23 protein-coding genes are annotated in these 22,797 nt (G+C 54.3%); 7 read left to right on the forward strand and 16 right to left on the reverse strand.

The features are described 5' to 3' along the window. The first annotated feature begins 219 nt into the window (after positions 1-219). Positions 220-786, forward strand: a complete 567-nt coding sequence (locus tag ABD851_RS10975; protein WP_344979144.1) for a DUF4142 domain-containing protein — start codon at positions 220-222, stop codon at positions 784-786. A 102-nt stretch (positions 787-888) separates the two neighbouring features. Here the strand turns inward: ABD851_RS10975 and ABD851_RS10980 are convergent, their stop codons facing one another. The 14 genes from ABD851_RS10980 to ABD851_RS11045 form a co-directional block, all read right to left on the reverse strand. Further along, complete coding sequence (locus tag ABD851_RS10980; RefSeq protein WP_344979146.1) at positions 889-1,956, reverse strand: glycosyltransferase family 9 protein; 1,068 nt, start codon at positions 1,954-1,956, stop codon at positions 889-891. 36 nt (positions 1,957-1,992) lie between these two features. Next, positions 1,993-3,486, reverse strand: a complete 1,494-nt coding sequence (gene rfaE2, locus ABD851_RS10985) for a D-glycero-beta-D-manno-heptose 1-phosphate adenylyltransferase (RefSeq protein ID WP_344979148.1) — start codon at positions 3,484-3,486, stop codon at positions 1,993-1,995. Between the two features lie 10 nt (positions 3,487-3,496). Further along, entirely contained in the window at positions 3,497-4,087 is a 591-nt protein-coding gene (locus tag ABD851_RS10990) for a D-glycero-alpha-D-manno-heptose-1,7-bisphosphate 7-phosphatase (RefSeq protein ID WP_344979150.1), read from the reverse strand. A gap of 26 nt (positions 4,088-4,113) precedes the next feature. Next, a complete protein-coding gene (locus ABD851_RS10995; protein ID WP_344979152.1) occupies positions 4,114-4,842 on the reverse strand; it encodes an SDR family oxidoreductase in 729 nt (242 codons plus the stop codon). A gap of 68 nt (positions 4,843-4,910) precedes the next feature. Further along, positions 4,911-6,161, reverse strand: a complete 1,251-nt coding sequence (locus ABD851_RS11000; protein WP_344979154.1) for a glycosyltransferase family 4 protein — start codon at positions 6,159-6,161, stop codon at positions 4,911-4,913. A gap of 60 nt (positions 6,162-6,221) precedes the next feature. Further along, on the reverse strand, positions 6,222-7,199 hold the full coding sequence (locus ABD851_RS11005) for a glycosyltransferase (protein ID WP_344979156.1): 978 nt from the start codon (positions 7,197-7,199) through the stop codon (positions 6,222-6,224). Between the two features lie 115 nt (positions 7,200-7,314). Then, entirely contained in the window at positions 7,315-7,590 is a 276-nt protein-coding gene (locus ABD851_RS11010) for a hypothetical protein (RefSeq protein WP_344979158.1), read from the reverse strand. Positions 7,591-7,875: 285 nt separating this feature from the next. Beyond that, positions 7,876-9,279 carry a sigma-54-dependent transcriptional regulator gene (locus tag ABD851_RS11015; protein ID WP_344979742.1) on the reverse strand — a complete coding sequence of 468 codons (1,404 nt, stop codon included), beginning with the start codon at positions 9,277-9,279 and terminating at the stop codon, positions 7,876-7,878. A gap of 166 nt (positions 9,280-9,445) precedes the next feature. Next, positions 9,446-10,252, reverse strand: coding sequence for a glycosyltransferase family 2 protein (locus ABD851_RS11020; protein WP_344979160.1), 807 nt, complete (start codon positions 10,250-10,252; stop codon positions 9,446-9,448). A 3-nt stretch (positions 10,253-10,255) separates the two neighbouring features. Beyond that, positions 10,256-11,344 carry a glycosyltransferase family 9 protein gene (locus ABD851_RS11025; protein ID WP_344979162.1) on the reverse strand — a complete coding sequence of 363 codons (1,089 nt, stop codon included), beginning with the start codon at positions 11,342-11,344 and terminating at the stop codon, positions 10,256-10,258. Positions 11,345-11,377: 33 nt separating this feature from the next. Continuing rightward, positions 11,378-12,481, reverse strand: coding sequence for a glycosyltransferase family 9 protein (locus ABD851_RS11030; protein WP_344979164.1), 1,104 nt, complete (start codon positions 12,479-12,481; stop codon positions 11,378-11,380). Between the two features lie 98 nt (positions 12,482-12,579). After that, the gene (locus ABD851_RS11035; RefSeq protein WP_344979166.1) at positions 12,580-12,804 is read right to left on the reverse strand and encodes a hypothetical protein; all 225 of its coding nucleotides are present in this window, start codon (positions 12,802-12,804) and stop codon (positions 12,580-12,582) included. A 166-nt stretch (positions 12,805-12,970) separates the two neighbouring features. Next, the gene (locus ABD851_RS11040; protein ID WP_344979168.1) at positions 12,971-13,183 is read right to left on the reverse strand and encodes a hypothetical protein; all 213 of its coding nucleotides are present in this window, start codon (positions 13,181-13,183) and stop codon (positions 12,971-12,973) included. A 156-nt stretch (positions 13,184-13,339) separates the two neighbouring features. Then, positions 13,340-13,813, reverse strand: coding sequence for a CinA family protein (locus ABD851_RS11045; protein ID WP_344979170.1), 474 nt, complete (start codon positions 13,811-13,813; stop codon positions 13,340-13,342). 322 nt (positions 13,814-14,135) lie between these two features. On the opposite strand from ABD851_RS11045, the gene ABD851_RS11050 reads away from it, so the two are divergent. The 5 genes from ABD851_RS11050 (at position 14,136) to ABD851_RS11070 (ending at position 19,936) form a co-directional block, all read left to right on the forward strand. Further along, entirely contained in the window at positions 14,136-15,074 is a 939-nt protein-coding gene (locus tag ABD851_RS11050) for a manganese catalase family protein (RefSeq protein WP_344979173.1), read from the forward strand. A 44-nt stretch (positions 15,075-15,118) separates the two neighbouring features. Continuing rightward, entirely contained in the window at positions 15,119-15,640 is a 522-nt protein-coding gene (locus ABD851_RS11055; protein WP_344979175.1) for a DUF4142 domain-containing protein, read from the forward strand. Positions 15,641-15,704: 64 nt separating this feature from the next. Further along, positions 15,705-17,171, forward strand: coding sequence for an MFS transporter (locus ABD851_RS11060; protein WP_344979177.1), 1,467 nt, complete (start codon positions 15,705-15,707; stop codon positions 17,169-17,171). A gap of 55 nt (positions 17,172-17,226) precedes the next feature. Continuing rightward, on the forward strand, positions 17,227-18,396 hold the full coding sequence (locus tag ABD851_RS11065) for an AI-2E family transporter (RefSeq protein WP_344979179.1): 1,170 nt from the start codon (positions 17,227-17,229) through the stop codon (positions 18,394-18,396). Positions 18,397-19,228: 832 nt separating this feature from the next. Further along, positions 19,229-19,936, forward strand: a complete 708-nt coding sequence (locus ABD851_RS11070) for an NUDIX hydrolase (RefSeq protein ID WP_344979181.1) — start codon at positions 19,229-19,231, stop codon at positions 19,934-19,936. On the opposite strand, the gene ABD851_RS11075 is transcribed toward ABD851_RS11070, so the two are convergent. Beyond that, positions 19,905-21,446, reverse strand: coding sequence for a tagaturonate reductase (locus tag ABD851_RS11075; RefSeq protein ID WP_344979183.1), 1,542 nt, complete (start codon positions 21,444-21,446; stop codon positions 19,905-19,907). The two genes, ABD851_RS11070 and ABD851_RS11075, sit on opposite strands and share 32 nt — an antisense overlap. A 205-nt stretch (positions 21,447-21,651) precedes the next feature. On the opposite strand from ABD851_RS11075, the gene ABD851_RS11080 reads away from it, so the two are divergent. Next, complete coding sequence (locus tag ABD851_RS11080) at positions 21,652-22,152, forward strand: DinB family protein (protein ID WP_344979186.1); 501 nt, start codon at positions 21,652-21,654, stop codon at positions 22,150-22,152. Positions 22,153-22,565: 413 nt separating this feature from the next. On the opposite strand, the gene ABD851_RS11085 is transcribed toward ABD851_RS11080, so the two are convergent. Beyond that, on the reverse strand, positions 22,566-22,772 hold the full coding sequence (locus ABD851_RS11085; RefSeq protein ID WP_344979188.1) for a hypothetical protein: 207 nt from the start codon (positions 22,770-22,772) through the stop codon (positions 22,566-22,568). Positions 22,773-22,797: the final 25 nt, after the last annotated feature.

Genomic DNA, 22,797 nt, shown 5'->3' on the forward strand with positions numbered 1-22,797 from the left:
TCCTTCCCCAACCTGTGGAAATCAGGCCTCATTAAAAAACCCTCTCTCCCCGGCCGGAAGCGCGGCCGCTGTATCGCCCTGCCGGAGCCCTTTACGGCGCAGACAACAAGTACAGGCCTCCCGGTCGTACGCGCTGTGACTTGGCTTGATTTTTATACTTCATAAAACGAGGGGACAGAAAGCCCTTCAAATTTATTTTCTGATATAAAACCGTATATTATGAAAAAGATTTTTGTCCTGGGAGGGTCCGTGCTGCTACTGACGCTGACACAGGCCTGCAATAACGGAAGCGGGACCGGAAACGGCAACTCCAATGTGGACACCGCGGATTCCATGAACGCGGCAAGCGCGCCGGTAGAAAAATCGGATGCAGACTTTATGGTATCCGCCGCTATAGGGGGCATGTCTGAAGTGGAAATGGGCAGAACGGCCCAGCAGAAAGCCACCAATCCCCGTGTATCTGCCTTTGGGGCCATGATGGTAAACGACCATAGCAAGGCCAACGATTCGCTGAAGACCCTGGCGGCCCGGAAAAGCATTACCCTGCCCGACTCGCTGGACCAGGCCCACCGTTCGGATGTGGATAAGCTGAGTAGTATGAGCAAGGGATACGACAAGGCCTATATCGACGATATGGTAAAAGACCACGAAAAGGATATCGATGAATTTGAAAAGGGTGCACAAAATGTGAAGGACCCCGATATCCAGGCCTTTATCACCCAGACCCTGCCGGTGCTGAGGACGCACCTCGATTCCGCCAAGGCTATACAGGAGAGTTTAAAGTAGCCGTCACCGTAATACGGCAGCCGCCGCTTGCAGCACAGCCAAACCGGTCCGGAGAGAAGAAGGATACCCCAACGGAGAAGGGAATACGATCTGCTGCTTCCGTCAGGGAGACAGCAGATCCCGGACAGCCTGCAGGATATCGTCCGGCGTGGCGCGCCCGGATATGTTGCTCAGGTGATGCTGATGAACATACCGCACCACCTCATTTTTGCTCCGCAGGAAAGGGGGAACGTCAAAGGTCAACACCCGGCTGCTGACCTTCCAGGGCGTGTGCTGGGGATTGGTAAGGGCATAAAGCACCACCACCGGCGTGCCCAGGGCGGCGGCCATATGAATGGTGACCGTGTTTACCGACAACAACAGCGGGGCATGCCCGATGAGAGCGGCAAGCTCATCAAGGGAAAGAAGGCCCGCCAGGGAGAAAGCGCCTTCTCCGATCTCGCGGATGAGGAAGCGAACGTGCCCGCATTCTCCGGCGGTGCCGGTAAAGAGCAGCTGCAGGCCAAGCTCTTCCCGGATCTTCCGGCCGGCAGCTACCCATTCGGCAGTGGGATATTCTCTTTTCTTTTCACTCACACCGGTATGCACCACCATCCAGGGCGCTTCAAAACGGATACCCTGACGCAGGGCTTTGTTCCGTGCCGCCTTCCAGCTATCCGGTCCGGCACAGAGGCTCAGCTGCTGACGACTGGTGACGGCCCCTACGCTGGCGACAAGGTCGAGATCGCGTTTTACCTGATGCCGGATAAAAGTATAGGGTTCCTGGTCGGGGATCCAGCCGGTAAGCAGTCCGTAGGGATTTTCCCGGCAATAGGCCAGGCGTTTCGGAATGCCGGCCATCAGGGCAAAAAGGGCGGCAGGCAGGGGATTCTGGCTGTATACCGTAAAGATCACCGCCGCATCAAAACGACGGGACCTTATTTCTTCCAGCACGCTGAAGATTTCCGCAGGATCGGTATCCTCGCGGTTCCACGGCGCGTTGAAGACGATAACGGCGTCGATGAGGCCCGTAAGGGACGCGATGTCCGCGGAAGCAGACGCCGCCAGCAGGGTGATCCTGCATCCGAAGGTCTCCTTCAACGCCCGGATGGCGGGGGTGCTCATCAGCAGGTCTCCCATATTATCCGTGCGGATGCATAAAATCTCCTTGCAATCAGACCAGTTATCCATGGGCATTCGGCGTTAAGGGAAGCGGAACGGTCCCTGTCAGGAAGCAGGTTTCACCTGGGGCAGCGGAAAGACTTCTCGGATGCGACGGATAACCCGGGATGTGGAATGATCCGGTACCTGTTCCAGCAGCACCACTTCCCCGCCGAATTTTTCCACGACAGCGGCTTCCGGCAAACGGTCTTTTGTATAATCGCCTCCCTTTACAAATACATCCGGCTTTACCACCCTGATCAGTTCAACGGGAGTATCGTCGCCCGTTTTACCAAAAGCGATCACATGGTGTACCGTATCCAGGGCCGACAGTACCTCCACCCGGTCTTTCAGCGGATTAACCGGACGTTCCCGGCCTTTCAGCCGGGTAATGCTGTCATCATTGTTGATCCCTACGATCAGCACATCGCCCAGCTTTCCGGCACGTTTCAGAAAGCTGACATGACCGCTGTGGAGGATGTCGAAACACCCGTTGGTGAATACGATCCGCCGCCCCTGTGCCCGGTATACCTGGCAAACCCTTTCGAGCTCTTCCGGGCTGCTGAGATATCTTTTGCGCTGGGCGAAAAACGAAGACAGGGCCTTATGGGTACAGCAGACCGTACCCTCCCTACCGGCCACCACGGCGGCGGCGGCAGAGGCCAGTTCCGCGGCGGCCGGTAGGGTGGCGCCGGAGACCAGGGCCAGGGTGAAGGCGCCCAGAAAAGTATCTCCCGCACCGATCACACTGGGGTTGGCCACCGGATGTGCCCGGGTTACATATACCGGTCTTTCGCGGTCAAAAATCACCGCGCCCTCCTCATCAAGGGTAACGGCCGACACCGCCGCACCGGTCTTGCCGAAGATAGCCCGGCCGCAGCCCTGCAGCTGAGTGGCCCGGCCACGCTGCCGGCGGGACAGCGACAGCAGCTTCACGGCTTCTTCGTAGTTGGGTTTTATAAATGACGGACGCAGCCGGCTTAAGGCGGACAGCCGTTTTGAATCCACCGACAGGCAAACCGGCCGCTCCTCCTGCAGGCTTTCAAGCGCGGCGATCACTGCCGGGGTAAGCACGCCTTTGTCATAGTCGGAAATAATTACCGCATCGCAGAGGGAATAAACCTTACGGATATACGTTATCAGCTTCTCTTCCGCCGTCTTCCCCACAGGGCGCTCCGTGCCTTCGTCAAAGCGGGCCAGCACACGAGACTGTGTCATTACCCGCGTTTTCACAATGGTACGGCGACCGGGATCCTGCAGGATATACCGTGTAAAAACACCCATCCGTTCCAGCGAAGCGATGGCGGCTTCCCCATCCTGATCCCGGCCGCATACCGAACAAAAAATCACCTGGGCGCCCAGCGATCTCACATTGGCGGCTACATTGGCGGCGCCGCCGATCCGGGTTTGCTTTTCGGAAACGTTCACCACGGGCACCGGGGCCTCGGGCGACAGCCGGTGGGCGGCTCCTTTCAGGTAAACATCGAGGATAAGATCGCCGATCACCAGCACCGTCGGCTGGCTGAACCTGTTGATAATAGCTTGAAAGTCCTTGTTCATCGGAAAGGGTTTATTGCGCTACAGCTGTTTGTTTATGATGGGCCTGCCTGCGGAGGATAAGCTCTGCAGCAGCCCGGATATCACCGGCCCTGGCATCCGGTCGCCGGTAAGGACCCGTAGTGTCCCATACCGTTTCGTGGCCGTTGTCGATCAGTACCGCATGACATCCCGCCCGCTTCCCGGCTTCCACATCATGCAGGATATCACCTATCATCCAGGAGCGCGATGTATCGATATCAAGCGCGTCGGCCGCTGCCAGCAGCAGCCCCGGCGCCGGCTTGCGACATCCGCAGCGGCAGGCGTATTTCTTTATCCGGCCCTCCGGCGTATGGGGGCAATAGTAAAAGCCGCTGATGTATACACCACAGGGAAGCAGGAGGCTACGGATTTTTTCGTTTACCTGCAAAAGATGATGTTCCCCGAAATAACCCAGCGCCACACCCGGCTGGTTGGACGCTACAATCAGCAGGAAGCCTTCCTCCTGCAGCATGCGGAGCCCTTCGGCGGCATGATCCTCCAGTCTTATCCGCCCCGGATTAACGTTATACGGCACATCTTCGATGAGCGTGCCGTCTTTATCGATAAATATGGCTTTGTTCATCCTGCTGCTGTTTTCAACCATTTCCTTCAGGGCCAGGAAGTTTCCTGCAAAGGCAGCACCATCACCTCCGGGATAACTGTTTCCGGCGGCTGCGACAAAAGAAACCGGATGGTGCGCGCCACGTTTGCCGGATCCTGCAGCTTGGACTGATCCAGGTCCGGAAACCGGTCCAGCAGGAAAGGCGTTTTCATGCCCCCTGCAATGACCGCCGAAACTTTTATCCCGGATCGCCTTGCTTCGGTAAAGAGGGCCTGGGTAAAACCGCGCAGCCCCCATTTGCTGGCGTGATAGGCCGAAGCTTCCGTCCATCCCCTCAAAGCTGCGGTGGAGATGATGTTGATGATATGTCCGCTGCCCTGCTCTGCCATCATCGGCAGAAAAGCCTTTGCCATCAGAAAAGGACCCCGCAGGTTGACGTTGATGACGCTATCCCATTCGGCTACCGACATCTCCGTTATGGGCTTGGTAACATCCACTCCCGCGTTATTCACCAGCACGTCCAGGCGACCGAATTGCTCCCGCACGAGAATAACGGCATCGTCTATACTTTTTTCATTACAAAGATTCAGCTTAACCGAAACGGCTTTCTTACCCTCCTGCCTTATCCCGGCAGCCACCGCCTCCGCTTTTTCCTGTTGGATATCGGCGATCAGCAAGGTGGCGCCGGACAGCTCTGCCAGCGTATGGCTGATGGCCTTGCCGAGGCCCTGCGCCCCTCCCGTTACTAAAATCACTTTTCCGGTTGTCTGTTCCATATTCCCAATGTTCATTTTGTTTACAATTGCTGCGGCACGCTCAGAAAGACACGGCCGAAAGCCGTTTTTCAACTTATCATGGAATACCGCGGCAGCATTATTTTTTCATAAAGCCGCGCAGCGGCGCCGGCTACCCCTGCCCAGGTAAACAGCGTATTTACCCGCTGCAGGGCGTTTCTGCTCATCGTTCCGGCCAGCCGCGCATCATTCAGCAGCATGAGGGCGCGCCGGGCCAATGCCACCGGATCATGCGGCGGTACCAGAAAACCCGTTTTACCATCTGCCACGCTGTACCTGATGCCACCTACGTCAGAGCCGATAACGGGGATGCCGCAGGCCATCGCTTCCAGCGGCGTAATACCAAAAGGTTCATACCAGGGAGTCGTAACAAATATGTCCGCTGCGGCATAATAATATTTCAACACATCGCGGTTCCGGCGCCCGGCGAAGGTGACCAGCGGCAGTACCCCGGCCTCCCGGGCTATCCCGGTCAGCCGGGCAATCTCCGGTTCGCGTATATTGCCGGGATGCTCGGACCCGCCTCCTACCACCAGCAGGCGGACCGGCTGCCGCCGGTGCTTCAAATGCTTCAGCGCCAGGATAACGTTTTCCACACCTTTGCGCGGCACCATACGCCCAAGCTGCAGCAGTATCTTTTCCTCGGGATCGAGGTTCAGGACCATCCGCGCCAGCGCCCGCTCTACCGGATAAAACTCCTGCGGGTTGAACCCGCAGGGGATAATGCTGATCTTCTCCGGAGCAGCCGCATAATACCCGATCAGATCTTCCCGGTCCTGAGGGCATTCGGCAATGACATGATCCGCCTCCTGCACAATAGCGGTTTCTATACGCACGCGCTCAGGGGGAAAGCGATCCTGCTCCTTCTGGTATAACTTCCGGATATAGCCAAGCGCATGAAAGGTTACCACGAAGGGAATACCCAGTATCTTTTTCAGATCGGCGGCTACCATCGCAGACATCCAGAAGTTGGCGTGGATCAATGCATACCCGGGATTCTCCCGTCGGATAAAGGCCAGCATATTTCCGGTAAATTCTTTCATATACGGCATCAGCTCTTCTTTGGGAACGGAGGCTTCCGGGCCGCTTTTGATATGGATCACCCGTACGCCCGGGATCCAGCAGACCGTCTCGGCAAGCTGCTCGTCGTCCTTCCGGGTAAAGATGTCTATATCGAATCCCAGCCGGGCAATATGCCTGGCCAGCTCTCCCACGTAAACGTTCTGCCCCCCGCAATCCGTGCCGCCCAGCGTCGCCAGCGGTGAAGCATGTTCACTGATAAATGCTATTCTCTTCTTCATATACCTGTTTTTCAATACCAAAAATATTTTCCGGCCCTGTCGTTTTCCCGGCGGTAACACTCAACTGAATACCTCGTTTCTTTTGAGCGCCACGTGGAAGAGGTGCGCCCATTCCCGGGTAAAACGGTGTATGCCGAACCGCTCTTCCGCTACTTTTTTTCCGGCTGAGCCCAGCCGTTCTGCCAGCTCACGATGCTGTAACAGCGCTTTCATCTTAGTCAGGAGCGCGTGAGGATCAGTATCCACATAACCTGTTACCCCGTTTTCAACCACCGTAACCATCTCCGTAGTGGCAAGTCCGATGACCGGCATACCCAGCATCATGGCTTCACAAACGGACAGCCCCAGGCTGGTATACCGGATAGGATTAAAGAAAAAACGATAACGGCTTAAAAAAGCCGGCAGCTCCGTCAGGGGCACCTCTCCCAATCCTCCGAAAGCTTCCGAGCCCATACCTACCAGGTCCAGCGGAATATGTTTCCGGGCTTCCAGAAAGATATCCGCTCCCAGCCGCCGGCCTCTTTTGGGCAGGTTGTTCACGACCACCACCCCCTTTTCGAGGATACCGCTGTAAGCAACAGCCGGCGGGGTCACCCCATGCTCGATGACCTTTACCAGACCACTCGGATTCTCCCACATCAGCTTGTTGAAATGGGTAACATGCACAAGGATGACTTCCGGATCGTCTACCACATGACGGGTATCCGTAGGATGTTTCCGGGGAGGGTCGTGCTCCACATATATCCGCGGAAGCGCCCGTTGCACGGGACTGAGTATCTCGTACTGGTCGGTGATATAATTCTGCTGCGATTGAAAAAGAATGCAATCAAAAGACATCTCCTTTACCTTCTCCGCAGCTACCTCGTGAACATTTTCGCCGAAAGGAATGGTATTGCCCCTGCCGCAATAGCCTTCGCTTCTTCCACGGTCGACCGGTATAAAAATCTCATAAGAGCCCTGTGACAGATAGTACAGGTAGCTGCCGTGTATGTGCCAGGTAAAGATCCTGGGAAGGGTATGAGCATTCAATAGAGACATAAGAATGATTTGAACTTAAGAGCATGCCGGCTCCGTTCGGCTATCTTTGGGATAACCGTTGTGTAATGGTTTCTGAACAAAGGAGTAAAACCGGTTGCCCCGGTGCGAGTGCTGCTTACCGTCTTACCAGTTTGTTGAAATAGCTGGTCTTACCGCCTGCAGTTTCATCCTGGTATAAAAAGGCAAGATCTTCCTCTTCGAATTTTTTAAAAAATTCATCCCAGGAGATGTCCTCAAGCTTCCCGTCTTCATCGCCCGGGAAGTTGATCCGTAACAATCCTGCGTCATGCTTACCGCCTGTTCCTTTTACCCTCGCCGGCCTTCCCTCTCTTTCTTCCACCCACTTCCTGATCTTCTCATGATCGGTGATCACATTTGATTCGTGTGTCATAACTGCTCCTTTTATTGATCATACTATTTTTAGAATCATGATATTACTGCTTATCAAAATTTAATGCCAAAACAAATTACTCTTCCGAATGAAAAGAAGAAAAGGACGGCCATCGCTGCAGATGCGCTCCTGTAGCGGGGAAAGCTATATAAAAAAATGTCCGCCGGGTATACCCGGCGGACAGAAGCGTATGGTTGTATTCAGTTATCTTTTTCCTTGAGGCAATATTTCCCTGAGCAGGGGAATATTCTTCCACGCCGGGAAAGGTGCGGAAGAGGAACGGGCTCAGTTGGGAGTGAGTCCCTGGCTTTCCAGGTTCCGGAGCTTGTTGTACAACGTCTTCCGGTCGATGTTTAAAAGCTGGGCGGCTTTTGATTTATTATACTTTACCTGCTTCAACACTGAAAGAATTGTTTCCCATTCGGCGCGCCAGGCTGCCTCTTTCAGATTATTATCGTGCTGCAGGACTACCGGAGCGGGAATCCGTGTTCCCTCAGACCGGGGAGCAGCGGCAACCGACTTATCCTGCCGCGTAAGCTGTTCCCAGGGAAGGCATTTCCTGGTGATGCGGTCGGAAGCCGACATGAGGACAGCCCTCCTGATCACGTTCTTCATCTCACGTATATTACCCGGCCAGCTGTATTGCATAAAAATATTCATGACCTCTTCTTCAAAACCCTGTATGTTTTTGCCCAGCTCCGCATTGGTTTGCTCCAGAAAGTGATGGACAAACAGGGGGATATCCGTCTGCCTTTCGCGCAACGGGGGCAGGGTAAGCGAAAATTCGTTAAACCGGTGAAAAAGGTCTTCCCGGAATTTCCCCTGGCGATAGGCCGTTTCCAGGTTTTCGTTGGAGGCGATGATCAGCCGTATGTCCAGCTGCATCTCGCGGGTACCGCCGATACGCCTGAAACAACGTTCCTGGATAACCCGGAGCAGGGAGGCCTGGATATCGTAGGAAAGGTTGGCTACCTCATCGAGAAACAGCGTGCCGCCGTTGGCCATCTCAAAATGACCGGTACGGTCTGCGAAGGCGCCGGTAAAGGCGCCCTTGATATGCCCGAACAATTCGCTGCCCGCCAGCTCGCGGGACAGCGTGCCGCAATCCAGCGCCACGAAAGGCTTATCCTGCCGGCGGCTGTACTGGTGAATGGTTCTGGCCATCACCTCCTTACCGGTACCGCTTTCACCATAAAGTATGACACTGTAATCCGTGGGCGCCACCAGCTTCACCCGGCGATAGACTTCCCGGATGGCGGGCGATTCCCCGACGAGGAACCCGGAAGCGGGATCGGCCGCTTCCTTCTTTTTCTGAAGCGACGGTATCTCTCCCGGGGCGGGCGGCGTTGCGGCTATGGGAGAAGCGCTTTCCAGTGCTTTCCGGATTACCGCCATCACTTCATCGGGGATAAGCGGTTTGGAAATATAATCAAAAGCGCCGCGCTTGATAATCTCTACCGCCGTTTTGATGTCTGAATAACCGGTAATGATAATGACCTTTACCTCCGGCCGGTTGGATTTAAACGCCTCCAACATTTCGTAGCCATCCTTATCGGCCAGCCTGAAATCACAGATAACTACGTCAAAATGTTTTTCTTCGAAACGTTTCAGACCTTTTGCGCCGGAATAGACCGCCTCCGTGGCAAAACCCTTTTTTTTGCAGAAATGTACTGAGTAGCAAGCACATATCTACATCATCATCGATGAGAAGGATGTTTCTCATTATACAAGGTTTTCATTTGGGTGTGTGAAGGTAGCGGGACGACCTCAGGCATTTCCCGTTAGTCTCCCTTTTGCCGCATAAATCCTGCCAATTTTAATTAGCATGCGGCCCGGTATGGCCCTGCAGGAGCGGTTACCGTGCGGCAAGCAGGTATTCCGGAGCATTCACTTCCCGGTTGGCGATAGTGGTAGGCAATTCCTGATGATAGGCGCCCGAGGGGACCAGCCCGAAGCCTCCATATTTTTCCATCAGGCGCAGCTGGGCCAGCACGTCCTCCCCGCAATGCTCCGGGGGCAGCTTCTGCCAGAACTCAAAGCCGCCCGTATCCCGCAGCTTGGCGGTATCATACAGCACGCAGCCGCCTATCCAGGCCACCTTGTACTTTTTCTGGCCGGCGCCCGACGCGCGAAGCTTCTCGCCTATGTGGAGCATGTTTGCGGCGCTGTGTAATTTATAACGCTCCCACCCGGGTCCCTCCGGCCGCACCCGCTCGGGTTGCACCCGGCCGTTCCACCAGCTGATCTCCTGCTCCCCGGTCCGCACATCTTCCCTATAGCTCAGACCCACGGGTGCCATGCCGCCGAAGCCGCATTCCTCTTCCTCCATAGCCTGTACCAGTCGGCTTATGGCGCGCGGCTCAAGGATAACATCATCATCGAGGAAAAGCGAAAAAGTACCGGTGGAATGATTGAGCAGAAACTGCCGCTGCTGCGCGATGCCCCGCGGCGGGAGATTCTGCAGGATATGCAGCGGAGGACGGTCGTGCAATTCAAAAATCCGGGAAATCGTCTGTATGGTAGGCTCTGTTCTTATGAAGGTTCTGCTTTGGTCGGCAATGGTGATCTCAAAATCGCCGAAGGACTGAACGACGAGCGCCATCAGGGTAGCCGCCAGCGCAGTGGGACGGTTCACCGTCGGTATAAGAACGGAAACCTTCATATCTCACGGATTTAGTCCTGTTACAGGGTCGGGGGAAACCCTGCCCGAAACGGAGGCCGTTGCCGGCAGACGGCTCAAGCAGCGGAGCAGCCTGCAGGCTACCTTTTCCGGATCGGCCGCCGCTTCGGGGGCAACAGCCATATGCAGGGTATGATCGAGGGGAGCCCATCTTGCGGCACTGGAGTAAGGGGAGAAAACTACCACGCTCGGCACTTCCAGCGCTGCGGCAAGATGGGATACCCCCGTATCGTTACAGAGCAGACCGGCTCCCTGCTCGATCAGCGCAGCCAGCACACCGAGGTCTACCTGTCCGCATCCGGCTACCAGATCGGCCGCCGGGTAATGCATAAGCGAGGCCACCTGCCGTGTGATATCCCTTTCCGACCGGTCCCCGGTCAGCAGGATGTGAAACCCGGCGCGGGCCAGCCGGTCGCCGGCGACGGCAAACTTAGCGGGCTCCCAGCGCCGCCGCGGATCTCTTGCTCCGGGATGCAGGCAGATATATTTCCCCGGGGTAAGACCCAGGACCTCCATTATACAACCGGCCTCCTCATATTCTTCCCGCATCACGGGAAACTCCAGCGCAGTACCTGCCGGATCGATCCCCAGGGCCTCCTTGACCAGCCGCAGAAAACGCAGCACCTCGTGCTCGTTTTCCCGGAAAACCGGAAACAGCCCGCCGCCGGGGACGGCATGCCTTTTTAACCGCAGACCCGCCACCTGCTTGGCTCCGCAAAGCAGGCACATGGCATTGGTATAGGAGCCATCGCCCTGCATCTGCAGCAGCAGGTCCAGCTGAAGATGCTGCATCTGCCGCAAAAAATCCGTCATCCGTACCGGAGCGATCTCCTGCTCGGGCAGACCGGGCCAGCCCGGAAAAGATACGAAGCCGTTGAAGTAATGCGAGAACCGGCTTACCAGCTTTTCCTCCCAGGGAAGACCGATAAGCGTGATATGCGCAATGGGAAAGGCATGTCTGATCGCCCGCACGGCGGGAATGACAGACAACATGTCTCCCAGCTTCAGCGCCCTGAAGATGCCGATCTTCAGCTCAAGAAGGCGATCGGATGCAGGCTGTTCTGTGGGTTTCATAAACACAGTTTTTGAAGAATTAACGCAATCGCCTTACCCGGGCACAGGCTCGGGAATATATAAACCGGTATTTAGCAATTTGCCGATAGCTCCTTTTACCTCTCCTACCGAAATGCTGCGCATAAAAGAAGTATTATGACGGCAATTGGAATCTTCGCTTTCCAGCATGGCCCCCTCCTTCCCGCAAAGCGGACAGCTGGTCGTCCAGGAAATCACGGGACGGTGGAACCTGCTGGTGGCCGGCATGCTGGTGACCAGGTTACCGATCCAGTAGATGCCGATCGCGGGGGCCTGCAGGGCATGGGCAAGATGCAGCGGTCCGCTGTCATTGGAGATCACCAGCGAAGCCTGGGACAACAGGCCGATCAGTGCCGGCAGGGGAAGACGCCCGCTCAGGTCCTCTACCCATTCGCGGTGATACATGGCCGACACGATATCAGCAGCCATACCGGCCTCCTCCGCTATCCCGTTTATATAAACCTGCCATCCCTCTCCAATCAGGAAATCCGCTACCTGGGCAAAGTTTTCGGGAGGCCATCTCCGTTTCGGATCCGAAGCGCCGGGGTGAAGCACGGCAAAGGGCCGTCCGTCCGGATCGGTTACGGCACGGCTGGCCGCTTCCAGATCCCGTTCGGTGACCACGATCTCGGGAGCCACATGCACCGTCTGTGCCCCCAGCATGGAAACTACTTCCAGGTAACGCAGTATTTCATTAAAACGGGTGACGTAGGGCACCGACACATCCAGCGGAGGAGCGGCAGACGATTTCAGACCGATGGTAAGCTCGGCGCCGAGACGCAGCACAAAGGGATTGGAATACTGTCCGCCTCCGTGCAGCTGTAAGGCAATGTCGAACCGCTCGGCCTGCATGCGCGCAAAAAACAATTCGGCTTCCGCGATCTCTTCAATATCCTGAAAGTAATCTTCAGGTTTACCCACTCCGGGATAAGAGGGAATTACCTCTACACGGTCCACAGGTCCCGGCCTGTCTTCCAGCAATATCCTGTGCATTTCCCGGCCCAGGTATACGATCTCCGCCTCCGGAAAGGTTTCCCGCAGCGCCTGCAGCGCGGGTAATACAAAAACAAAATCGCCAAGTGCATTTGCCCTGAGTACAGCTATTTTCTTCCTTCTCATGATAGAGTGATATAATATTTTTCTCATAGCCCTGAGGCCTGCGTTACCCGATCTCTACAGTGGGGATCCTGAAGACCACAAAAACGGTATAAATTTTCTCAGCTCTCCTTTACAAAGAACAGCGCACCGTTTATATCTTCATCGATACAAAGGTCCCGGAAAACATCTTCCGATTCCGGTATCGCGTTTAAGAGTACATCCTTGTATTCGCGGCTCACGGCATTGAGCCAGTCGATATCCTGCTGGGTAATGTTCCTCCGGGAAAATTTATTCTTCCAGACGTCGATCACTTCTTTGAGCTCCGGGGCGGTTTCCATATCCATGCTGTTTCTTTTTTCTTTATCCTCCCTGCGCGTAAGATTTATCACCGCGCCGCCGTTACAGACAAAGCCGGACAGGCTTAAGCTTGTACGGGCGGAGCGACGGACGGCACGGGTCCTGCAGGACCGCGCCGCCGTGTTCCGCACCTGGGGAAAGTAAGGTAATCCGTTATTTATCCTTATCGGGGTCTTCGGCCGGCTCCCATTCTATTTCGTCCGCCTCGTCCACATCCAGGTCATTGTCTTCGAGATCTTCTTCGTCCAGTACAGGTTCTTCTTCCTGATCCGGCGCTTTTTCACCACCATTATCATCAGGGATGTTTTTATCGCCATTCGGGGCGCGATCGTTACGCTGAATGGGATGATTTTTCTTCTGTATCATAATACATAGATTTTAAGCTGAACAATGAACGGAATTATATCCGTCTGATTTTTTGTGATGAAGTTGCTGAGGAAGAATATTTGCAAAAACGAATCCGGATAAAAAAACCAAGAATTATGCCAGCGGCTGACAGGGACCATCCGGTACGCCTTGTTCTTACAGCATATTTAAAATCAGCTCCGCTACCCGGTCGGCCGTTTTCAGCACCCGCTGTTCGGGGGAACCGGAAAAAACCTCGCGGACAGCCTTCGACACATTCCCCATCAGAATATGGATAAATATGGTTCCTACCGGTTTTGAAGCCGTTTCGCTGCCTCCCGGGGTGATCAGGCCGGTAACGGCAACGGTAATATCCGGCTTCATAAAAAGCTGCAAACGCTCAGCCAATGCGCCCGTTACTTCTGCCGACTCGGGCGAGTATTGCCGTATCATGTCAACAGGCACACCCAGTACCTCTTCTTTTACCCGGGCATCGTAACATACCAGTCCTCCTTTTAAGATCGTTCCCGAATCGGGTACGCGGGAGTATTCATAAGCCAGCCGTCCTGCCGTTGCGCTTTCCGCAAAGGCCAGGGAGAGATGACGGCTCGCCATTGCCCGGCTGCTCCTGATAACGATGGATGAAGGCATCTTTTTATAATTTTTCCGGACCGCATTCAACCTCCGGATATCAGCATCCCCGGATAATTGTGCCAGGCTCGTTAAAGGTTGCTTTTCCCGGCTTCCCCAGGAAGAAAAGATGATGAGCCGATGGGGAAATTTTTCCTCCAAGGGAAATTAATGACCCGGTATTTCCTTTCTCCTGCAACCGGGATCAACCCTCTCTCTTACAGCCATGGGGTCGGTTATAAAGGGATATCCCGTTTTCCCTGCTGCCGACCTTTTTCTCCTCCGGAGAGCTGGTATGAAATATGGCGGATAGTTATATCCACCACTTTAAAAACCATTTCTTATGTTTCATCATGTAAAAGAACTCCAGTTTAATGTAAGGGTTTCAAGACCCGACCCGCGCTTTGCAGGATTGTTGTTAGAACAGTTTGGGGGCGGCAACGGGGAATTAAAAGCCGCCATGCAGTACTTTGTCCAGGCCTTCAGCGCACGGCGCCCCTACCCCGATAAATATGATATGCTGATGGATATCGCCACGGAGGAATTCAGCCACCTTGAAATCGTCGGGGCAACTGTCCAACTGCTGCTCGAAGGGGTGAACGGGGAGCTGAAAAATGCGGCGGACAATGCCGAGATCATGGAAACCTTAAAAGGGAAAGCCGCAAAGGAAAGTTATATCCATGAAGCCATGATGCATCCGGAATTTCTCACCCGGAGCGGAGGAGGACCTACCCTGACCAATTGCCAGGGCGTACCCTGGACCGGCAGCTATATCAATGCCAACGGCGATCTGAGCGTGGACCTCCGCTCGGATATAGCAGCCGAGTCCCGCGCTAAGATTGTTTACGAGTACCTGCTTCAGTTTACCGACGATCCTTATGTGAAGGAAACCCTGACCTTCCTGATGACGCGGGAAGTAGCGCACTTCCAGATGTTTGAAGCCGCGCTGGGTACCATACAGCCCAATTTCCCACCCGGGGTACTCCAGGCCGATCCGCGTTACAGCAATAACTATTTTAACATGTCTGACGGCAATGGAGTGGATCAGCGCGGTCCCTGGAACGAAGGGGAAAGCCCGGAGCTGGGGGAAACCTGGCAATATATCCGGGACCCAGTGAAACACGTTTCTGCAACCAACGGGCTGCTCGACCAGCAGCCGTCGGGAACGCAGCAAACCCTTGAGGATATGGAAGCGCAGAACAAAGCGCTGAGCGAAACCCGGAGCAAGGAAGCCAGTGCCGGCATGCCAAAGGGCAGTGCCGAATGGTGCACCTATAAATAGCCGGGGCAGCCCGCAGCCGATATGATCATCAAACCCTTGAAAAAATGCAAACCGGAAAACTTTCTATCTGTGTGCTGCTGGCCGGAACGATTATTCTCTGCGCCTGCTCTATGGACGACGATGAAAGCACCGTGGTAAATGATGCAGACCAGGCGTTCGTCATGCAGGCAGGCTATGGCAACGCAGCCGAGGTGGACCTTGGAAAACTGGCCGTTTCAAAAGCAGCGGGCGATGGGGTAAAGGATTTTGGCCAAATGATGGTGGATGATCATGGAACAGCGCAGCAGGAGCTGAAGGACATCGCCCGGACATGGAACATCAGCATGCCGGAGCAGCCCGATTCGATCCATCAGCAAAAGCACCGGCAGCTGGAAGCAATGAGCGGAACAACATTCGATACCGCCTATATGCACGGGCAGATCATCGACCATGAAAAAACAATTGCGCTGTTCGAGGCCGAAATGCAAAATGGAGAAAATAAACGGATAAAGGATTATGCCGGCAAATACCTGCCGGTAATCCGCATGCACCTGGAAAAAGCAGACAGTCTGGCGGCCGCTTACTGAACGCAGGACCTCCCAGACAGGCGGCTTTACAGGGCATCTTTGTATAACCAAACGTATGTAGTTATTGAACCTACAACCCAAAGAGCAACTAACCGATGAGGAAGTACAGCGCGGGCTGCGGTTCGTAATCGGCGATGGGCTTGCAGCCGAAGCCATGACGGTCCTCGTGGGCGGAGCCTTTCTTGTAGCCATGGCCCTGCTGATGGGGGCCAGTAATTTCGAAATCGGGCTCCTGGCCGCCCTGCCTACTTTTACCAACATCTTCCAGCTGATCTCCATATGGCTGGTGCGCCGTTATAATAACCGGCGGGCTATCGCAGTGATCTGCAGCCTGCTGGCGCGTGCCCCCCTGCTGGCCGTTGGCAGCCTGCTCCTGCTGTTTCCGGCCACCACCAGTGTGGAAGTGCTGATATTCTTTCTCTGCTTTTATTATCTCTTCGGCTCCATAGCGGGTCCCAGCTGGAACTCCTGGATGAAAGACCTGGTACCCGAAAAAATGTTAGGAAGCTATTTTTCACGGCGGAGCCGCCTTTCCCAGACGCTGAACGCCCTGCTCAGCATCGCCGTTGCCCTGCTGCTCGATTACATAAAAAAGCATTATCCCTCCTACCAGCTCGCCGCCTATGCGGGCATGTTTGCCGCCGCCGGCATCATCGGGATCACCGGCGCTTTCATCCTTTCCAGAGCGCCAGAGCCAAGGGGTATCCTGTTAAATGAAAACATATTCAGGCTGATCAAGCATCCGCTGAAGGACAGTAATTTCCGGCGGCTGCTCGTGTTCAACTCGGCCTGGGTGTTTGCCCTGAATATCGCCACGCCCTTCTTTACGGTATTTCTCCTGAAAAGTCTGGGTATACCGCTGTCTTACGTTATCCTGCTGGGCATTATCACTCAGGTGGGCAGCATCCTCACCGTCCGGCTCTGGGGAACTTTTGCAGACCGGTACAGCAATAAAACGATTATCGCCATCTGCGGCCCCCTGTATATCGGCTGCTTTATCGCCTGGTGCTTTGTCGGCATTTATACCCATATGTATATAAACCTGGCCCTGCTGGTACTTATCTATATCTTCACCGGCATCTCCACCTCGGGCATCAACCTTTCCCTGATCAATATCGGGTTGAAGCTTGCCCCCCGGGCGGAGTCTATCGTTTACCTCTCGACCAAAAATATCATCACGGCCTTCTTTTCCTCCACGGCCCCCCTGGTGGGAGGATATCTTGCCGATTTTTTTCTCAACCGGCATTTAAATGTAAGGGTGGAATGGGGCGGTCCCCGCTTTAGCCGCGTATTCCGTTTGCTGGAGCTGCACGAGTGGAACTTCCTGTTTCTTATCGCGGCCCTGCTGGCCTTTATTGCGCTTGAGCTGCTCATGCAGGTGAAAGAGGCCGGCGAGATGGAAGCCGATGACGTAAGACGCATCTTGCGTAAAAGTGTGCGTGGTAATCTGAAAGAATATTTTCTGATCGGCCACCTGCTGGGCTGGCAGCAGCAGCTCTGGTCCATCATAAAAAAAAGGCTCGCCCCCTGAAAGGGTGAGCCGCCCTTCTGCTGCACAACAGCTTAAGGGGTAATAAACATCAACTATGCAATTTCGGGATTGGATACGGTTAATATGGTACGGGAGCAGCAAAGAAGAAATACCGTCCCCGCACACCGGAAAAATATCCGGAGACGGGGATGAACCCGGGAATGCTTCCCTGTCGCACAGCAGCCTGTTACGGATCACGCTGATCTTTGCGCTGATCGTGCTGTCGGTCGTTATCCTCCGCTTTGGCAAGCCGCTGTTGCTGCCCCTCGCCATTGCCGCCATCCTGGCCATGCTGCTGACCCCCCTTCTGGAATGGTTGCTGGGCAAAGGGCTTCCCGGCTGGCTGGCCATTACCGTTGCTGTGCTGATCCTGCTGGGCATTGTCACCGGACTTTCTTTTCTGCTGAATATGCAGATACAGATACTTTCACGGGACTGGCCGCATATCCGGGAAACCTTCCTGGCCTGGCCGGCCATGGGGGAGCGTTACCTGCAGGAGACGTTTCATCTGAACCGGACACAGATCAGGAGGATATTGCCGGATGCCGGCACCCTGGTCAGGCCCCTGCTCGGCTCGGCGACCCAGGTGCTCTCCGACTCCTTTCTTATCCTCATCTATCTTATCCTGCTGCTCATCCAGCGCAATCATTTTAAAAAATTCGTCCTGAGACTGGTACCGGTACCCAAACGGCCGGCGGCCCGGCAGGCCATTACCGAATGCGTATCTACCTCTTCCCGGTTTTTAACCGGCAGGCTGAAAATCATGCTGATCGCTGCCGTATTATATTTTGTGGGGTTCTGGATAGGAGATGTCCCGTACGCGCTTTTCCTGGCCCTTATCGCTGCCCTCTTTTCCATCATTCCCTGGCTGGGGAATATCATCGGCGGGGGCATCGCCTGCCTGCTGGCGCTGGCGAGCGGCGGCCTGTCTCCCATGCTGGTGGTCGTGGTCGTGATGACGGTGGAGCAGCTACTGGAAAACTACCTGTTTATTCCCTGGATATTGGGAAATGCGGTAGACCTCGACCCCTTTGTTACGATCGTTTCCGTAATTGCATTTACCCTGCTCTGGGGCGTGGTGGGCGCTGTTATCGCCCTGCCCCTGATGGGTATGCTGCGCATCCTCCTGCTGAACCTGCCCGGTATGGAAGCTTACGCCGACTTCCTGGGGGCCGATAAGAAAAAACGAAAACCCGGACATAAAAGCAGGAAGGTCAAAAAATAAATCCCGCCCACAGACGGGACGGGATTTATCATACAGCTATTAAGGGATTATTTGCCGCAGCAAGGGCTTCCCGGATAGCAGCAGGAGCTTTCCTTTTTACAGCAATCCGAAGATTTTTTCGGATTACCGGCGTATACTACCGAGCATGCCACAAACAGCATTCCTATAACTCCCAGAATTATCTTTTTCATTTTAGTCGTTTTATGAGTTTAATGTATTTCAGGCCCTGGCCTGTATCGGATCATGAAGCAAAAAATTCCGGAGGATGAAAACAACCGGAGACATATGCCGGAAATACCGCGTCGTCGCCCGGGGAGAACAGACCGGGTGAAAACGAAAGAACCGGAAACCTGTACGCTGCGCCGGCGAAGAAACCGGCAGGACAGCAGCTGCAGCTCATAAAGGGATTACAGACATTGCCCTGGCAGCAATCATGCTGTGCGGGCTGCCCGCTGTGCGTATCTTTTTCCTCCTGCCCGCAGCACTTGTCTTTACATTTTTCAGTTGTATGGACCGCCGCAGCGCGAAGATGTCCTTCCGCCGGCATGGGCCTTGCCGTCAGGACGCAGATCGTTATGGCCAGTATGAAAGACAGCAATTTCATTACGACAAATATAGGCGTTTTTTTTGACGGTTGCCGTTAGCGGATCAGCGTCTCGCCGGATTTAACAGGATAAAAGCCGGACCGGGAAGCAGGCAAAAGAAACCCGGAAGTAAGCGCAGCCCCCTGAAGCGCTGCCGGATACCGGCAGGGGAAGAAAATTTCAGGATAAACGGCTAACTTTATCCGGATAAAGACCTGATAACAGGCTTTTTCATTACAACGCATGCTATGCACAAATACCCGGGCCAGACACGTCTGCTGGTAGCAGTGGACTGCATCATCTTCGGATTCGACGGTGATGCCCTGAAATTACTCCTGATCAAACGCGGGTTTGAGCCTGAAAAAGGCAAATGGAGCCTGATGGGCGGCTTTTTACAACCGGACGAAAGCCTGGACAACGCCGCTAACCGTATCCTGAAAAAGCTGACCGGCCTTGAAGGCGTGTTCCTGGAGCAGCTGAAAAACGCCAGCGCTCCCCAAAGGGATCCGGTAGAAAGAACGGTTTCCGTAGCTTACTCCGCGCTGATCGATCTTAACAAATACAAAGAGCAGATCAGCAGCGAGTATCATGCCGAATGGTTTCTCCTGAGCAAAAAACCCGGCCTCATCTTCGACCATGATAAAATGGTGGAAGATGCCATACGGAAGCTGCGTTATAATGCCACTATGCACCCCATCTTATTTGAATTGCTGCCCGACAAGTTCACCCTGCCCAAGCTGCAGAATCTCTATGAAGCCATTTACGACACCCAATTCGACAAACGCAATTTCAACAGAAAGATATTGTCCACCGCCCTGCTCGTAAAGCAGAAAGACAAAGACAAAAGCAGTTCCAAAAAGGGAGCCTATTATTACAAGCTGGACAAAAAGAAATATGCGGCCAACTTCCGGTCCTTTCTTCACTTTATTCCCAATCCCGATCACCTGCTCCGGTAGCCGGCGGAAGCATCTCTCCGATGACGGGAAGACATCCCTGCTCCATCAGCTTTTTAAGGAAAGAGGAAACCGCTGCCGTCCATCCGGGTAAGCGGCTCAGGTCCGTTCCCCAAAGCTCCTTGTCTTTCAGCACCGCGCCGGCAAGGTCTTCCGGATCAACCGTGGTCCAGTAAGTATGCAGGCGGGAAGCCTGCTCATCCCGCACCGGATAGACCCTGTCCCCGTAACAGCCCTCATATCCGTTACCGGCAGGCCTTGTCCGCATAAAAAGCAGGTACGCCGCAAAGGCCAGCGACATGCAGACCGGCGGCTCGCTGCTTTTTTCATAATGGCTGAGCAATATGGGAACGTTGCGCATACGCATCTTGGAAGAATACTGCAAGGTAATGTCCAGCCATTTATGCGCAATATGGGGATTACGAAAACGGTCCAGCACCTTATCCGCGAATGCTGCTGCGTCTCCCCGGGGCAGGGCGGGGCCGTTGATGGCGGAGATGATTTCCTGCTGCATGATGCGCGCGATGAAGCCGCCCATCACCACATCCTGCATGGCGGCCGATACCGTAGGGAAACCGGCAAGAAAAGCGGGCCCGCAGCTAAAGGTATGCGTGCCGTTCAGCAACCGCAGCTTCAGCTCCCTGAAGCTGTATATGTTTTCCGCGACGATCATGCCTTCATCCGCCTTCCTGAAGGAAAGCACCTCATTTACCCGGGGAGACGATGCCGCAATGGCCCACAGACGGTAAGGCTCGGCCATGATCATAAGGGCATCGTCGTATCCCAGCTGCTTCCTGAGCTCCTGATACCGGTCGTCCGGCAACTTCCCCGGCACGATCCGGTCCACCAGCGAATTACAGAAAAAATTATCCCGGCGCAGCCACGATACAAAGCCTTCTTCCAGCCGGTTGCCGTCAGCCAGCTGCAGCAATATCTCCAGCAATCTGTCGGCATTGTCAGGGATCAGCTCGGTGGGCACTACCACCAGCCCGGCGGCAGGATCGCCCTGTGACCACAGGTATCTCCGGTAAAGAAAGGCCAGCAGCTTGGCCGGAAAAGACGAGGGGGGATTCGCCCGGATATCCTCGTCGACAAACGCAATGCCTACTTCGGTGGTGTTGGATATCACCAGCTGCATATCCGGGTTTTCGGCACATTGCATCACCTCCTCCCACTGATGTGCGGCCGTCAGCACACGGCTGATGGATGCGTTGATCCGGATATCCTCTATTTCCTCACCGTTTGCGATGCCTCTGGCCACAAGCGTATAAAGATTGTCCTGTTTTTCAAAATCTGTCGCATCCCCGCCGGATGTGGACTTAACCACTACAATACGTCCGCGGAAGAGACCCTCGTTATTTGCCTTGTCGATGAAATAATCCGGCAGCCCCCGCAGCAGCACTCCGGTTCCGAACTGCAGGACCTTCTCGGGGAAACCGGATACATCCTCCCGGGGCAACCGGACGGGAGCCTGCGGTGATATTTGTTTCAGCTGCTCTTTTGAGAGTATCATCGGCATCAGTTTAGGGGGTCAGGAAATAAGGGGGCTAAGATAGCCCTTTCGGGGGTTCCCCGGGAAAAAAGATGACCTTTTAATGCCTGGGCGGGGAGCCGACGGCATTGTCGCAATCGCCCCCCTATATTGCCGTTTTTGCACCCGCTTGAAAAAGATAATCGTAGCTATGTTTGTAGCCTGTTATCACTCAAAAACACAGATCATGCATAGTAAAAAGCAACTATTAGCCCAGTACGTGCTCCATTGCAGATGGTTTGTCAATGTGCTGGAAGGTTTTACAGATGAGGAAACCAACGAGCGGATCAATGCCGACATGAACCATGTAAAATACCTCGCGGGACATCTGTTAAACGCACAATACGCTTTTGCGCAGATAGCCGGAATAACGGTAACGAGAAAATGGGATGAGCTGTTTGCGGGCCAGGGGAAGTCGAAGGCGCGGGATAATTTTCCTTATCCGTCGATAGACGAAATAAAGGCAACCTGGGATCAATTATATCCGGTTGTAAAAAGCGCCCTCGAAAAGATGCCGGAAGAAGCATTGCAAAAAGAGCTGCCCGCTTCCCCGGTAGCCGGACATGGTATACTGGACAGTACTGTCGGGGATCTCTGGGCCTTTCTGAACCTTCATCAGGCCTATCATATCGGCCAGATAGGCATATTGCGGAGAGGCTTTAAAAAAGACCCGATGAAATACTTTTAAACGGCAGGGATATAAAAGAAACCAACGAATTCGGGTAACGGGAAAAATGCCTGGACTGCCGGCGGCACGGCATAAAAAGGCCCGGGTAGACACCCAGGCCGGATCCTTAATCTTTTAGGTTTTAAACTCTTCTTTAACCTAAATAGCTATAGAATGCCAAAGGCGTTGTTTATTCACCTTCCATTCGACTCCAATTTAGGAACTATATGATTCTCTGAAGCGTTTATTACATCAAAGGGGAAATTGTATAGATGAAAGAGATTATTCCCATTATGAACAAAAATCTGAACGGGTGAAAAAAGCCTTTACCCTGAGGTAAAGGCTGCTTCGATAAAAGGGATATCTGTCAGGACGTGACAAGCCGGGCGGGGAATTGCACCGGAGGATTCCTGACCGGCATCCGCTGGCTGGCGTCACTCCGGAAGATTCCTGTCCTGTGCCCGCTCATGCCCGGCTGCATGCCGGTCCCTGGCGGTCCGGGTACCTGCCATGAGTCCCGTCGTCGTCCCGGTGATGGTACTTGTGGTCGGGATGGTCGGCATCGCCGAGGGGTTCCGCCGGCGTCCCGTAAACTTAAACAGTGAATTTCCTTTGACCGAAAGCTTGGGTTGTGTAGACATAGCCTTTTGCATTTAGTGTGGTTAA

The organism is Compostibacter hankyongensis, from assembly GCF_039541075.1.
Taxonomy (GTDB): Bacteria; Bacteroidota; Bacteroidia; order Chitinophagales; family Chitinophagaceae; genus Compostibacter; species Compostibacter hankyongensis.